This window comes from Xanthomonas sp. MUS 060, assembly GCF_000963215.1.
GTDB lineage: Bacteria > Pseudomonadota > Gammaproteobacteria > Xanthomonadales > Xanthomonadaceae > Xanthomonas_A.
This window is the reverse complement of record NZ_JZIM01000003.1, coordinates 17,588-31,705: the sequence shown is the minus strand read 5'-3', so window position 1 is coordinate 31,705 and position 14,118 is coordinate 17,588. Positions and strand designations below refer to the sequence as shown.

12 protein-coding genes and 2 pseudogenes are annotated in these 14,118 nt (G+C 64.0%); 10 read left to right on the top strand and 4 right to left on the bottom strand.

The genetic code is table 11. The features are described from left to right. Nucleotides 1–57 precede the first annotated feature (57 nt). From dprA to XANALMUS060_RS04810, 9 genes and pseudogenes are all read left to right on the top strand, one after another. Nucleotides 58–1,212 (top strand): DNA-processing protein DprA, encoded by a 1,155-nt coding sequence (gene dprA / locus XANALMUS060_RS04850; RefSeq protein ID WP_045737422.1) that lies wholly within the window; start codon nucleotides 58–60, stop codon nucleotides 1,210–1,212. A gap of 43 nt (nucleotides 1,213–1,255) precedes the next feature. Next, nucleotides 1,256–1,729: a DUF494 family protein gene (locus tag XANALMUS060_RS04845; RefSeq protein ID WP_045728594.1), complete on the top strand. Its 474-nt coding sequence runs from the start codon at nucleotides 1,256–1,258 to the stop codon at nucleotides 1,727–1,729. Between the two features lie 23 nt (nucleotides 1,730–1,752). Further along, a pseudogene (locus tag XANALMUS060_RS04840) lies at nucleotides 1,753–2,424 on the top strand (GYF domain-containing protein); the annotation flags it as partial. 46 nt (nucleotides 2,425–2,470) lie between these two features. Then, the gene (locus XANALMUS060_RS18295) at nucleotides 2,471–2,953 is read left to right on the top strand and encodes a pilin (RefSeq protein ID WP_235430361.1); all 483 of its coding nucleotides are present in this window, start codon (nucleotides 2,471–2,473) and stop codon (nucleotides 2,951–2,953) included. Between the two features lie 37 nt (nucleotides 2,954–2,990). Beyond that, entirely contained in the window at nucleotides 2,991–3,905 is a 915-nt protein-coding gene (locus XANALMUS060_RS04830; protein ID WP_045737578.1) for an RDD family protein, read from the top strand. 246 nt (nucleotides 3,906–4,151) lie between these two features. Then, the gene (locus tag XANALMUS060_RS04825; RefSeq protein ID WP_045737421.1) at nucleotides 4,152–6,650 is read left to right on the top strand and encodes a DNA topoisomerase I; all 2,499 of its coding nucleotides are present in this window, start codon (nucleotides 4,152–4,154) and stop codon (nucleotides 6,648–6,650) included. A 134-nt stretch (nucleotides 6,651–6,784) separates the two neighbouring features. Then, nucleotides 6,785–7,345 (top strand): Sua5/YciO/YrdC/YwlC family protein, encoded by a 561-nt coding sequence (locus XANALMUS060_RS04820; RefSeq protein ID WP_045737420.1) that lies wholly within the window; start codon nucleotides 6,785–6,787, stop codon nucleotides 7,343–7,345. A gap of 94 nt (nucleotides 7,346–7,439) precedes the next feature. After that, the gene (locus XANALMUS060_RS04815) at nucleotides 7,440–8,195 is read left to right on the top strand and encodes a hypothetical protein (RefSeq protein WP_045737419.1); all 756 of its coding nucleotides are present in this window, start codon (nucleotides 7,440–7,442) and stop codon (nucleotides 8,193–8,195) included. Beyond that, a complete protein-coding gene (locus XANALMUS060_RS04810; protein WP_045737418.1) occupies nucleotides 8,195–8,827 on the top strand; it encodes a DUF4124 domain-containing protein in 633 nt (210 codons plus the stop codon). The genes XANALMUS060_RS04815 and XANALMUS060_RS04810 overlap by 1 nt, the downstream gene beginning before the upstream one ends. Nucleotides 8,828–8,977: 150 nt before the next feature. Here XANALMUS060_RS04810 and XANALMUS060_RS19640 read toward each other — a convergent pair whose 3' ends face one another. Then, nucleotides 8,978–9,754, bottom strand: a complete 777-nt coding sequence (locus XANALMUS060_RS19640; RefSeq protein WP_045737577.1) for an SDR family oxidoreductase — start codon at nucleotides 9,752–9,754, stop codon at nucleotides 8,978–8,980. Nucleotides 9,755–9,982: 228 nt separating this feature from the next. After that, nucleotides 9,983–10,348: pseudogene (locus tag XANALMUS060_RS19635) on the bottom strand (SDR family NAD(P)-dependent oxidoreductase); the annotation flags it as partial. Nucleotides 10,349–10,473: 125 nt separating this feature from the next. Here XANALMUS060_RS19635 and XANALMUS060_RS18285 point away from each other — a divergent pair. Continuing rightward, entirely contained in the window at nucleotides 10,474–10,647 is a 174-nt protein-coding gene (locus XANALMUS060_RS18285) for a hypothetical protein (RefSeq protein WP_235430360.1), read from the top strand. A gap of 81 nt (nucleotides 10,648–10,728) precedes the next feature. Here XANALMUS060_RS18285 and sppA read toward each other — a convergent pair whose 3' ends face one another. Next, nucleotides 10,729–12,621 carry a signal peptide peptidase SppA gene (gene sppA / locus XANALMUS060_RS04795; protein WP_045737416.1) on the bottom strand — a complete coding sequence of 631 codons (1,893 nt, stop codon included), beginning with the start codon at nucleotides 12,619–12,621 and terminating at the stop codon, nucleotides 10,729–10,731. 77 nt (nucleotides 12,622–12,698) lie between these two features. Beyond that, complete coding sequence (locus XANALMUS060_RS04790) at nucleotides 12,699–14,069, bottom strand: MATE family efflux transporter (RefSeq protein WP_045737415.1); 1,371 nt, start codon at nucleotides 14,067–14,069, stop codon at nucleotides 12,699–12,701. Nucleotides 14,070–14,118: the final 49 nt, after the last annotated feature.

Here is a 14,118-nt window from a genome sequence, read left to right as displayed (position 1 = left end):
GATAGAAACAGGCTGCGCCCAAGGGCGCCGCCCGTCTTTGCGGCCTAGTCTGGGTGCATGTCCCATCCACCCCAATCTCCACACCCGGACGAAGACGATGCCGCATTGCTGGCACTCTCGCTGGCCGGCGGCGCCTGCGCCCCACGCCGACATCTGCTACAGCACCACGGCAGTCCTGCAGCCGCCCTGGATGCGGGACCCATCGCCTGGCGCGCTGCCGGCCTAGAACCCGCACAGATCGCGGCGCTGCGCCAGCCCGATCAAGACGCACTCGATACCGCACAACGTTGGCTGGCCGAGCCACGCCGACACCTGCTCGGCTGCCACGACCCGGATTACCCGGCACTGCTGCTGCGCGCACCGAACCCACCATTAGCGCTGTACGTGGACGGTGATCCCTCCGTCATGTGGCACCCGGCGGTGGCTATCGTTGGCAGCCGCGCTCCCAGCGCAGGCGGGCGCGACAATGCCGCATGCTTCGCCCTAGCGCTAGCGACAGCCGGAATCGCGGTGACAAGCGGCATGGCCGCCGGAATCGATGCCGCCGCACACACCGCCGTACTATCGCACCAGGGCGGCCTCACCCTCGCCGTGGTCGGCACCGGCCCTGATCTAGCCTACCCGCGCCAAAACGCGGAACTGCGCGAGCGCATTGCGGCACATGGCGCGGTGATCAGCGAATATCCACCAGGCACACCGCCAAGAGCCGGCCACTTCCCGGCCCGCAACCGCATCATCGCCGGGCTGAGCCTGGCAACCGTCGTCATCGAGGCCGCCACACGCTCGGGCGCGCTGATCACCGCGCGCTTGTCCAGCGAAGCCGGGCGCGAGGTCTTCGCACTTCCCGGCTCGATCCACAACCCCCTGGCACGCGGCTGCCATCGCCTGATTCGCGATGGCGCCGGGCTGGTGGAAAGCGCCGAGGAGGTCCTGACCGGTATCGCGCCATTAGCCGCCGAACTGGCAGCCGCCTTGCGCGGACGCCTGTCCACCCCCATCCAAGGAAATGGCAGCGACCACCATGCCGCACCAGACTTCCCCGACCCCGACTACCAGCGCTTGTGGCAGGCGTTGGGACACGACCCCATCTGTATGGATTCCCTGATCATACGCAGCGGATTGACGGCTGCAGCGGTGTCCTCCATGCTGCTGACCATGGAACTGGATGGCTACGTGGCGGTTGAACGCGGTCGTTACACCCGCAAAACCTAGTTTCTTCACCTCCACAGCGTCTGCCGACGCAGGCCGAGGGGCAATGAAAGAGAGCATTCTGGATGTATTGTTGTACCTGTTCGAACACTATTTCAGCGAAGACGCGGACCCGGTTCGTGATCGCGACTCCCTCCAGAATGGCCTGATCCAGGCAGGTTTCAGCCCCACCGAAATCAGCAAGGCGTTCGACTGGCTCGATGCCCTGGCAGATCAGCGCCCGGCGGTGGCGCAACCGCGCATCGACGGCCCGATCCGGCTCTATCACGGACCGGAGCTGGATAAGCTGGATGTGGAATGCCGCGGTTTTCTGCTGTTCCTGGAACAACACGGCATCCTGGACAGCGATCAGCGCGAGTTGGTGCTGGACCGCGCCATGGCACTGGACCAGGACGAACTGGATCTGGACGACCTGAAATGGGTGGTGCTGATGGTTCTGTTCAACCAGCCCGGCGCCGAGGCGGCCTACGCATGGATGGAGACGCAGATGTTCGTCGACGAACCCGAGCCACTGCACTGAGACACTAGACGGCGATTGCACGGATGCACACAAAAGACGCCAACATTCTCTGGCATTACATAGACGCAGCACGCGAGCGGCACGGCCCGCTGAGTGCACAAACGCTGCGCACACGGCTGGACGAAGGCTTACTAACTCGCGACAACTTGGTCTGGCGCGAGGGCATGATCTGGTGGCAGCCACTGCATACCGTCGCTTTAGAACTTGAGCTACGCCTCCCGGCGACACCACCACCATTGCCGCCGCTGGATGCACGCGCATCCAGCCCAAAGACGAAGGCACCTGCACGGCACCGTGGTTTGCCCGGTTGCGCTATCGCCGCCATCGTCGCAGTCGGTGCGGGCGTCGCACTGATACCGGTACTGGCCATTCTCGCCGCCATCGCCATCCCGCTTTATCAAAGCTATCTGGCGCGCTCACAGGTCACCCTGGCACTCGGCAGCCTGACACCACTACAGACCGAAATCGCCAAGTTCGCTACACAACATCCGCGTTGCGCAACGAATAACGATATTGATTTCGGCATGTCACAACACGACACCATGCCCTTGATCGGCCAGGTCCGCATCGGCCGCCTCGACAACGGCCACTGCGGCCTGGAAGCCACACTGCGCACACCCAACCACAGCAGGCTCGATGGCAAAGCACTGTGGCTGGACTACGATGCGCGAAGCTCCACGTGGCACTGCAGCTCCAGCCGCATCCAGCCCAAAGACGAAGGCACCTGCACGGCACCGTGGTTTGCCCGGTTGCGCTATCGCCGCCATCGTCGCAGTCGGTGCGGGCGTCGCACTGATACCGGTACTGGCCATTCTCGCCGCCATCGCCATCCCGCTTTATCAAAGCTATCTGGCGCGCTCACAGGTCACCCTGGCACTCGGCAGCCTGACACCACTACAGACCGAAATCGCCAAGTTCGCTACACAACATCCGCGTTGCGCAACGAATAACGATATTGATTTCGGCATGTCACAACACGACACCATGCCCTTGATCGGCCAGGTCCGCATCGGCCGCCTCGACAACGGCCACTGCGGCCTGGAAGCCACACTGCGCACACCCAACCACAGCAGGCTCGATGGCAAAGCACTGTGGCTGGACTACGATGCGCGAAGCTCCACGTGGCACTGCAGCTCCAGCCTAAACCAACACGACCTGCCTGCTCATTGCCAAGGCGTCAGCCTAAACCACCGTGAGCTGCCTACTCAGTGCCACGGCCAGTGAACAGCGCACTTTTTTCGACAACAATCCGGGGATGCACATGCGTGAGTGGTACTACGCCGATGCGGCGCAGCAGCAACATGGACCGATGCCAGCCACCGACTTGCAACAGTGCTTCCAGCGCGGCGAGATCAACCTGTCCACTCTGGTTTGGCGGGATGGCCTCAGCGCGTGGCGCAAGCTGGCCGAGTGCGCCGACGAGCTCGACCTGACTCAGCCACCAGCGCACACGATGGCAGACACGCCGCCAACGGCTCCGCAGTCAGACCAGACGCTACCCGATGCCTGGAAAGTAGCCAGACCTGTTGGGGCGCAATCCACTGCGGCCAGCGCATGGTCAGACAGTGACTCGTGCGGCGAGGTGGTGCAAGCCGGCTTTTGGAAGCGCGTCGCCGCCCATCTGATCGACGGCGCGCTGGTCAGCACCGTCGCCAATGGGATCCAGTTTGTGATCATGCTCGCCTTCTTTGGCGCTCACGGCTTCCGCAATCCTCCTAATCCTTCGACCGCCACCGGCATCACCATGCTGCTGGCGATATACCTACTGCAACTGACAATCTTGGCGCTCTATTACGGCCTGTGCCACAGCTCCACCAAGCAGGCAACGCTGGGCAAGATGGTAATCGGCATCAAGGTGGTCCGCGGCGATGGCAGCCGCATCAGCTTTGCCCGGGCCATCGGTCGCTACTTCGGCTTCATGCTGAGCGGCATGACTATCGGCCTCGGCTTCCTGATGGCCGCCTTCACCGAGCGCAAGCAGGCCCTGCATGACATGCTCTGCGATACCCTGGTCGTGGACAAATGGGCCTACACCGACCATCCAGAGCGGCAGCAACGCAAGCTCGGCACGGCCACTGTGGTGACCCTGACGCTGTTCGGCATCCTGATATCGGCGTTGGCACTGCTGATAGCGCTGTTGTTGATCAGCCTAGCCGCCCAGGGCAAATTGCACTGAGCGCTCTGCGCTGTGACAACAACGCCAACAAAACGGGGCACCCGACCGCATGGCGCAACCGTCCCAGCTTGACAGCAGACGCCAGACATGAGCACTAATAAATAAGCAACTTAGCTGAACGCTCGGGATATCTGCCCCGGGTAAAGGCATCCATGCGACACCGCAGCGCTTCACTAACCGGAGCAATTGCGCCACCCTACCGCCCCGGGGCATCCACCGCCCCCGTCCATCGAAGCCCGACGCCCCATGTCCAAACACCTGCTCATCGTCGAATCGCCCGCCAAGGCAAAGACGATCAACAAATACCTCGGCAAGGATTTCCATGTCCTGGCCTCGTATGGGCACGTGCGCGACCTGATTCCAAAAGAAGGCGCGGTCGATCCGGACGACGGCTTTGCGATGCGCTACGCGCTGATCGACAAGAACGAGAAACACGTCGACGCCATTGCCAAGGCCGCAAAGGCGGCCGACGACATCTATCTGGCAACCGACCCGGACCGCGAGGGCGAGGCGATCAGTTGGCACATCGCCGAAATTCTGCAAGAGCGCGGCCTGCTCAAGGGCAAGCCGCTGCATCGCGTGGTGTTCACCGAGATCACCCCACGCGCGATCAAGGAAGCCATGGCGCATCCGCGGCAGATCGCCGGCGACCTGGTCGATGCGCAACAAGCGCGGCGCGCACTGGATTACCTGGTCGGCTTCAACCTCTCGCCGGTGCTGTGGCGCAAAGTGCAGCGCGGCCTGTCCGCCGGTCGTGTGCAGTCGCCAGCGTTGCGCATGATCGTCGAGCGCGAGGAGGAAATCGAAGCCTTCGTCGCGCGTGAGTACTGGAGCATCGGCGCAGAATGCGCGCATCCGTCGCAGCCGTTCGCCGCCAAACTGGTCAAGCTCGACGGGCAGAAATTCGAACAATTCACCATCACCGACGGCACCACCGCCGAAGACGCGCGGATGCGTCTGCAGAAGGCCGCACAAGGCGCGCTGCACGTCACCGACGTGACCAGCAAGGAACGCAAGCGCCGTCCGGCGCCACCGTTCACCACCTCCACCTTGCAGCAGGAAGCCTCGCGCAAGCTCGGTTTCACCACCAGCCGCACCATGCGCGTGGCGCAGAAACTGTACGAAGGTGTGACCGTCGGCGACGAGGGCACCGTCGGCCTGATCAGCTACATGCGTACCGACTCGGTGAACCTGTCGCAGGACGCGCTGGTGGAAATCCGCGACGTGATCGCACGCGACTTCGGCACCAGCGCATTACCGGACAAGCCCAACACTTACCAGACCAAGTCCAAGAACGCGCAAGAAGCACACGAGGCGATCCGCCCGACCAGCGCACTGCGCACGCCAGCGCAGATGGCCAAGTACCTGGACGACGATGGCCGCCGCCTGTACGAACTGATCTGGAAACGCGCCGTGGCCTGCCAGATGGTGCCAGCGACGATGAACACCGTCACCGTGGAACTGGCTGCCGGCAGCGAGCATAGCTTCCGTGCCAGCGGCACCACGGTGATCGACCCGGGCTTCCTGGCGGTGTACGAGGAAGGCAAGGACCAGAAGGCTGCCGAGGACGAGGACGAAGGCCGTAAACTGCCGGCGATGAAGCCCGGCGACCGCATCCCGCTGGACCGTATTCACGCCGACCAGCACTTCACCGAGCCACCGCCGCGCTACTCCGAAGCCTCGCTGGTCAAGACGCTGGAGGAATACGGCATCGGCCGGCCCTCGACCTACGCCTCGATCATCCAGACCCTGACGTTCCGCAAGTACGTGGAACTGGACGCGCGCCGCTTCCGCCCGACCGACGTCGGCCGTGCGGTGAGCAAGTTCCTGTCCGGCCACTTCACCCGCTATGTCGACTACGACTTCACCGCCAAGCTCGAGGACGACCTGGACGCGGTGTCGCGCGGCGAAGAAGAATGGCGGCCGTTGATGGAGAAGTTCTGGGGTCCGTTCAAGGAACTGGTCGAGGAGAAAAAGGAATCGGTGGACCGCTCCGAGGCCACCGGCGCGCGCGAGCTCGGCACCGACCCCAAGACCGGCAAACCGGTCAGCGTGCGTCTGGGCCGGTTCGGGCCGTATGCGGCGATCGGCAGCACCGCCGAGGATGCCGAGGACAAGCCCAAGTTCGCCTCGCTGCGTCCGGGCCAGAGCATGCACACGATCACCCTGGAGGAGGCATTGGAGCTGTTCCTGATGCCGCGCCAGCTCGGCCAGGACAAGGGCGAGGACGTCAGTGTCGGTATCGGCCGCTTCGGCCCGTTCGCCAAGCGTGGCAGCGTCTACGCCTCGTTGAAAAAAGAAGACGACCCCTACACCATCGATCTGGCGCGCGCCGTCTTCCTGATCGAGGAGAAGGAAGAAATCGCGCGCAACCGCATCATCAAGCAATTCCCCGACAGCGATATTCAGGTGCTCAACGGCCGTTTCGGCCCGTACATCAGCGATGGCAAGCTCAACGGCAAGATCCCCAAGGACCGCGAACCCTCCAGTCTGACCCTGGACGAGGTACAGAAGCTGCTTGAGGAGACGGGTAAGCCCGTGCGCCGCGGATTCGGCGCCAAGAAGGTCGCTGCCAAGAAGGAAGCCGCACCGAAGAAGAGCCCGGCCAAGAAGACCGTCGCCGATACACCAGCCAAGCCAGCCGCGAAGAAGGCGGCCAAGAAAGCGACGAAGAAAACCGTCAAGAAAGCAGCGAAAAAAGTAGCCAAGAAGACCGTCGCCAAAGTCGCCAAAAAAGAGGCTTGATTCCACCGCCAGGGCTTCGGCACGCGCGCCATGAGGCATGCTGATGCGTTACGGCACGATGTCGGCCACGAGACCCACTCGCGCCGCAGACGCGCGCATTGTTCGAACACCAGCACGTACCGCATGATGCACACATGACCGATCTGTCGCTGAGCCAAGCCATCACCGTCCTGCGCCAGGGCGGCGTTATTGCCTATCCCACCGAAGCCGTCTGGGGCCTGGGCTGCGATCCATACGACGCGGCGGCGGTGAACCGCCTGCTGCGGATCAAGCAGCGCCCAGTGGAAAAGGGCCTGATCGTGGTCGGTGCCGAACTCGATGCGCTGCGTCCACTGCTCGACCTGTCGGCGCTGCCGCCCGAGCGGCTCGCTACGGTATTGGCCACTTGGCCAGGCCCACATACCTGGATCCTTCCCGCCGCCGCACAGGCCCCGCCCTGGATCACCGGCACGCACAACGGCATCGCCGTGCGCATCAGCGCACATCCACTGGTGGCCGAACTGTGCCGCAACTGGGCAGGTGGTCTGGTTTCCACCAGTGCCAACCGCGGCGGCGAACCACCGGCACGGCAACGCGAGGAACTGGATCCGCGGTTGCTGGCCGAACTCGACGGCGTGATCCACGGCGAAACGGGTGGCCTGGCCCAACCGACCCCGATCCGCGACGCGATCAGCGGCGAGATTCTGCGGGCTTGAGACCATTTGCCCTGGTCGCATCCTGACCGCATCCATCGGATGCGATGGCGCATCCGCTCTTTCCCCGGCCGAAGAAGGCGCGCAAGATGCGCTCATGTCCACCCTGACACGCTTGCTGCTGTTGCTGAGCCTGTTGCCCTCGACCGGCAACGCCTGGGCGCAGAGCGTGCGCAGCAACAGCAGCGATGGCGACGTGCGTATCTACCGCTGCATCACCACCTCCGGCACGACCAGCCTACAGAGCATTCCGTGCGAAAGCGGGCGCCAGCAACAGGTGATGGACATGCAGCGACCGCGCGATCCGCTGACACGCCCGACCACAACGCTCAGCACCGATCCAGCGCGTGACGCAGCGGCACCAGCGCCGCTACCGCAGCGCGAGATCCGCATCGTCAGCGTGCAACCGCCACAACCGATGTACGAGTGCGTCACCAGCGAAGGCGAGCGCTATACCAGCGACGACAATGCCGGCAATCCGCGCTGGATCCCGCTGTGGGCATTCGGCTACGCGGACAGCCAGGACGGACGGCGGCGCGGACGCGGCCCGGACGAGCGCCCACCACCCGGACCACCCGGACCGCCTCCACCCGGCGCCTCGCGCCCATCTGGACCGCCTCCACCACCGCATGTGGTCTATCCAGGCGCTGGCGTGATCGTACCGGCTGGCAGCACCCTGGTTCGCGACACCTGCACCGCGCTGCCACAGCAAGAGGTCTGCGCGCGCTTGACCGACCGCCGCTGGGAATTGATCCGCCGCTACAACAGCGCGCTACAGAGCGAGCGCCGCGCGATGGAAACCGAACAGCGCGGCATCGATGCGCGCTTGGCTCGGGACTGCGGCGGCAACTGATGCGTCACACAAGGTATTTGATCGCATTGCTGGGCTTGGCAGGGTTGGCACACGCCGAGCCGGTCGTGTTCTATCGCTGCACCGACGCGCAGGACAACCTGACCGTGCAGAACCAGCCCTGCCCCAAAGGCATGCGCCAACAAAAGAAGATCATGCAAGGTGTCAGCACCGCTCCACTACCCACCGAACCGGCCAAGCCACAGCCATCTGCATCTGGATCTGCATCCACCGTAACACCGCCAGCTGCAGCGACCGCGTCGCCAACCGCCACCACAGAACCGGCACCAGTAGCGGCGCCAAGCCCGCCGCCGCTTGCGCTGTACAGTTGCACAACACGCGAGCAGCAGCGTTACACCAGTGAAGTGGCCGAGCCACCACCACGCTGCATCCCCTTGCCCACCCAGAGCCTGGACGGCAGTCCCGACCGCGCCGGCGGCAGCGCCTGCGAAGTCGTCCACGACCAATGTCAGGCACTACCCAGCGATGGGCTGTGCGCAGCATGGCAGGCCTACGTGGCCGAGGCCGAAACCCACTGGCGTTTTGCCATCCCGGAACATGCCCAGGCACTACGGGAAGAGTTCCAGCGCCGCCAGCAGCTTCTGGAAGCGAGCAACTGTGCCACGTCGCCGTAACGCACGATCCGACGCTGTCACCAGCACCTTCCATCCTCACCCGGCGCCGACGCAAACCAGGCATGGCCGGCTCGCGCGAAATACGGCAACCGCGGTAAAGGACTCGCGAAACAACGCAAGGCCAGCCAAACATAACCACGACAGCAAAGCCTAGAACCCGTAGCGCAAGAAACCGCCATCCACCGCGATACATTCGCCGGTGATGTAGCTGGCCGCCGGCAAACATAAAAAGCCCACTGCCGCGGCCACCTCGTCCGGCTCGCCGATCCGGCGCATCGGCGTGCGCTCGATCACCTGCTCGTAGTAGTCCGGATCGGAGAGCGGGCCGGAGGTCCGGCGGGTGCGGATATACCATGGCGCCACCGCGTTGACCCGGATGCCATCCTCGGCCCACTCGGCGGCAAGATTACGGGTGAGTTGATGCAATGCCGCCTTGGTCATGCCGTAGGGCGCGCCGCTGCGCACATGGGTCAGCCCAGACACACTGCCGACATTGACGATCGCCGAGGCGGCATGTTGCGCGAGCAGTGGATGGGCGTAACGCGACAGCTCGAAGGCGGAAAACACGTTGGTTTCGAAGATGCCGCGCCACTCGTCCTCGGTGTAATCCACCGCGGCCTTACTGACGTTACCACCGGCATTATTGATGAGCAGGTGCAGGCCGTCGGCATGATCCTCGACCCAGTCCAGAATCTCCCGACGGTCCTCATCGTCGGACACGTCGGCGGCCAAGGCCAAGATGCGGCGCTTTGGAAAGGCATCGCTCAGTTCATCGCGGACAGCGGCGAGCGCATCAAGATCACGCGCCACCAACAACAAGTCGGCACCAAAACCGAGCAATTCGCGTGCGATGGCCAGGCCGATGCCGGCACTGGCACCGGTGATCAATGCGGTCTGTCCGTCCAGGCGCCAACGGTGCTGCGTCATCGTCTTATCTGCTTGGCTACGGAGGAGGCGTAGGATGATACCCCCACCTTCGAGGAGGTCGCTGCCATGTCCACACCACTGCGCTGGGTGATGTTGGCACTGCCGCTGTCGGCCATGCTGGCGGCATGCAAGCCAGAACCGCCCAAGCCGGTCGACGCACCGCCAGCACCACAGGCCAGCGCACTGCGCGCGACCGTCGCACAGCCACTGGAGCGTGCCAAGCAGGCGAAACACGTTGGTTTCGAAGATGCCGCGCCACTCGTCCTCGGTGTAATCCACCGCGGCCTTACTGACGTTACCACCGGCATTATTGATGAGCAGGTGCAGGCCGTCGGCATGATCCTCGACCCAGTCCAGAATCTCCCGACGGTCCTCATCGTCGGACACGTCGGCGGCCAAGGCCAAGATGCGGCGCTTTGGAAAGGCATCGCTCAGTTCATCGCGGACAGCGGCGAGCGCATCAAGATCACGCGCCACCAACAACAAGTCGGCACCAAAACCGAGCAATTCGCGTGCGATGGCCAGGCCGATGCCGGCACTGGCACCGGTGATCAATGCGGTCTGTCCGTCCAGGCGCCAACGGTGCTGCGTCATCGTCTTATCTGCTTGGCTACGGAGGAGGCGTAGGATGATACCCCCACCTTCGAGGAGGTCGCTGCCATGTCCACACCACTGCGCTGGGTGATGTTGGCACTGCCGCTGTCGGCCATGCTGGCGGCATGCAAGCCAGAACCGCCCAAGCCGGTCGACGCACCGCCAGCACCACAGGCCAGCGCACTGCGCGCGACCGTCGCACAGCCACTGGAGCGTGCCAAGCAGGCGCACAGGCAACGGTCGAACGCGCCGCCGCGGCGCAGAACGCCGCAATCGACGACGCCACCACCGCGCAATGAAAAACGCCGGCCACGACGGCCGGCGTTAAAACCTCGCACGACGCGCCCATCACGGGCGCGCCGAAGTGCTTGCGTGCTAGATCACAAGCCGCAGAAGCAGTAGGCCAGCGCCTTCACCGGCGCGCCCGGACGCTTATCGGCCGCGTCCTGGACGAAGTGCAACTGCGTGTCCAATTCCGGCAGGCTGCGCACCAACAGTGCGTGTCCCAGCGCGGAGTCACCCAGCATCCAGGCGCCCATGCGGCTACCGGCGAAACCGTTGACGAACTGTGCAAATGGCGAAGCGGGTTTTTCGATGTAACGCACTCGGTACTTGTCTTGGCCGCCAAGCTTGGCGCGCGCAGCGGCGTCGGCCACCGCGTCCTTGAAGCTGCCGAGCGTGTCGACCAGCCCACGCTCCTTGGCCTGCGCGCCGCTCCAGACACGGCCCCGCGCGACCTGATCGATGGCCTCGACCGACTTACCACGCGCCTGCGCCACCTTGCCGGTAAAGTCGGCATAGCCCTTGTTGATGACCGACTGGATCACCTGTCCCACCACCGGATCCATCGGCCGCGAGATATCGAAGGCACCGGCGTAGCGGGTCGTGCCGACGCCATCGGTATGCACGCCGATCTTGTCCAGCGCGCGGGCGATGTTGGGAACCATGCCAAAGATGCCGATCGAGCCGGTGATCGTCGATGAATCGGCGTAGATGCGATCGGCATTCATGCTGATCCAGTAGCCGCCGGAGGCGGCATAGTCGCCCATCGACACCACGACCGGCTTGCCAGCGGCTTTCAGCGCCACCACCTCGCGGCGGATCTGCTCGGAGGCGAACACCTCGCCACCTGGCGAATCCACACGCAGCACCACCGCCTTGACCGCATCGTCGTCGCGCGCCTGGTGCAGGAGTTGCACCGTCGATTCGCCGCCAATCCGACCGGCAGGCTGTTCGCCGGCGCTGATCTCGCCCGCTGCCACCACCACCGCCACCTGCGGCCGCGCATCCATCGGCGAGCGGCGTAGATCCAATTGCTGCAGATAGCCGTCCAGATCGACGTTGCGGAAGACAGTATCGGCATCGGCAACGCCACGCTTGGCCAGCAGGTGTTCGACCTCATCGCGCGTCTTCAACCCATCCACCAACTTCTGCTGCAAGGCGAACTTGGCCATGTCGCCACCCGCCGCCGCAATGCCATCGGGCATGCTGTCGATGCCGGCACTGATCTGCGCTGGCACCAACTTGCGCGCCTTGGCGATATCGGCCACGTAGCGCTGCCACACATCGTTCATCCAGAACAGGTCGGCTTCCTTGGCCGCAGGCGACGCCGCGTCGAGCACGTAAGGTTCGGCAGCGGACTTGTACTCGCCAACCTTGAACAGATGGACGTCCACGCCGAGCTTGTCCTGCAAGCCCTGGCGGAAATACTGGCGATAGCGGCCCAAGCCTTCCAGCATCATCGAACCCATCGGGTCCAGATAGACTTCGTTGGCCTGCGCGGCCAGCAGATACTGCGATTGATTCAGCGAGTCGCTATAGGCCACGATCTGTTTGCCCGAACTGCGCAGATCCTGCAGCGCCGCAACCACTTCGCGCATCGAGGCGAAGCCGCCCGGCTGCAGCTTGTCCAAACGCAGTGCTACCCGCTCGATCTTCGGGTCGGTCTTGGCCGCTTCGATCGCCCGCACCAGATCGCGCAACTGGATCTCCTGCGCGCCCTTGTCGTTCATCGCCTTGGCCAGCGCGCGACTGACCGGATCGGCGCTGAACTGCTCGACGAGCTTGCCCTCCGGCGCGATCAACAGCGTGGTGCGGTCGCGCAAGGTCTTGGCACCATCGCCGCGCGCCATCGCGACAACCACCAACAACAGCAGCACGAACAAGAAGCCGAAGAACACCAGGTTCAAGATCAGCCGACGGGTAAAGTTCATCACATCCCACAGGCCGACGAAGAAGCTGACGATAGGGCTGCGACGCACAGGTTGGTTCATGGAAAGCTCCGATAAGGAAGGCGTCTTGCGCCTGCGCAGCATACCGGCTACGTCAAGCGCCGCACATCCGTCTGAAGTCAGGGGGTGGCAGGCGCCGCGAACAGGCGCGCACTGCTCCAACGCAAACGCGCGGCCATCATCACTGCCGCCGCCGTCAGGCCAAGAATCAGACCGATCCACATGCCTTGCGGCCCCCAACCCAGCCACAACCCCAGGCCGGCACCGAGCGGCATGCCCAGGCCCCAGTAGGCACACAGCGCCAGCAACATCGGCACACGGGTATCCTTGAGTCCACGCAGTGCGCCGGCCGACAACACCTGCACACCATCGGGGAACTGGAAGGCGGCCGCATACAGCAGCAACGCGGACGCCAGCGTCGCCACAGAGATGTCGCGCGTGTAGATGCCGACGATGGCATCGTGACCCAACAGCAACACAAGCGCCGACAGCGCCTGTGTGCCGAGCACGATGACGTAACCAGCCCAGGCCGCGCCACGCACGCCGACCGCATCGCCGGCACCGGCGGCACGGCCCACCCGCACCGTGGTCGCCTCAGCCACGCCCATCGGCAGCATGAAGCACAACTGCGCCACATTGATCGCAATCTGGTGCGCGGCTGCCGGCACCGCGCCGAGCCGCGCGATCAACAGCGCGGTGGCAATGAACAGCCCCCCTTCCATCAGGATGGTGACACCGATCGGCACCCCGGTCTTGAGCAATCCAACGATCACGCGTGGATTCGGTGCCTCGCAGCGCGCGAACAGGCGTAACGAGGCGAAGCGCTTGGCCCGCGCCAGATAGATAGCAAAGCACAGCGCCTGCGCCCACATCATGATCGCCGACGCCATTCCCAGGCCACCGGCGCCGCGCGCGCGCAGACCGAACAGACCAAAGGTCAACACGTAGCCCAGCGGCGCCAACAACAGCAGACCACCGAAGCCAAGCAACATCGTCGGTAACGTCCAGTGCATGCCTTCGCTCAGATAGCGCATGCAGAAGTACAACACCAGCGCCGGCACACCCCAGCGGATCGCATACAGAAAATCGTGCGCGCCCGATACGATTCCTCTATCGATGCCCATTCGCGGCAGCGCCATCGGCAGCACGCTCAGGAATGCGAACATCAGCGCTCCCATGCCCAGCGACAACCACAGCGCCTGGCGGAACAGCGGCCCGATCTGCTCATGGCGCTTACCGCCGTCCAGTTGCGACACCAACGCCGTCAAGGCGATCAGGGTGCCGATCGGAATCATCATCGGCAGCCATAGCAAGGCGGTGCCGACCGTCACCGAGGCCAACGTGTGGGTACCATGATGACCGGCGATCACGTTGTCGACAAAGCTGATCAAGCCGGTGGAAACATGACCCAAAACCAGCGGCAGGGCGAGCTGTGCGGTACTGCGCAACTCGTTGCCACGGACCGTCACCATGTTGGAAGATAAAACCATTGCAAGACTCTAGCGATCCCACCACTGTGACCACCGGAGAGCGCCGGCA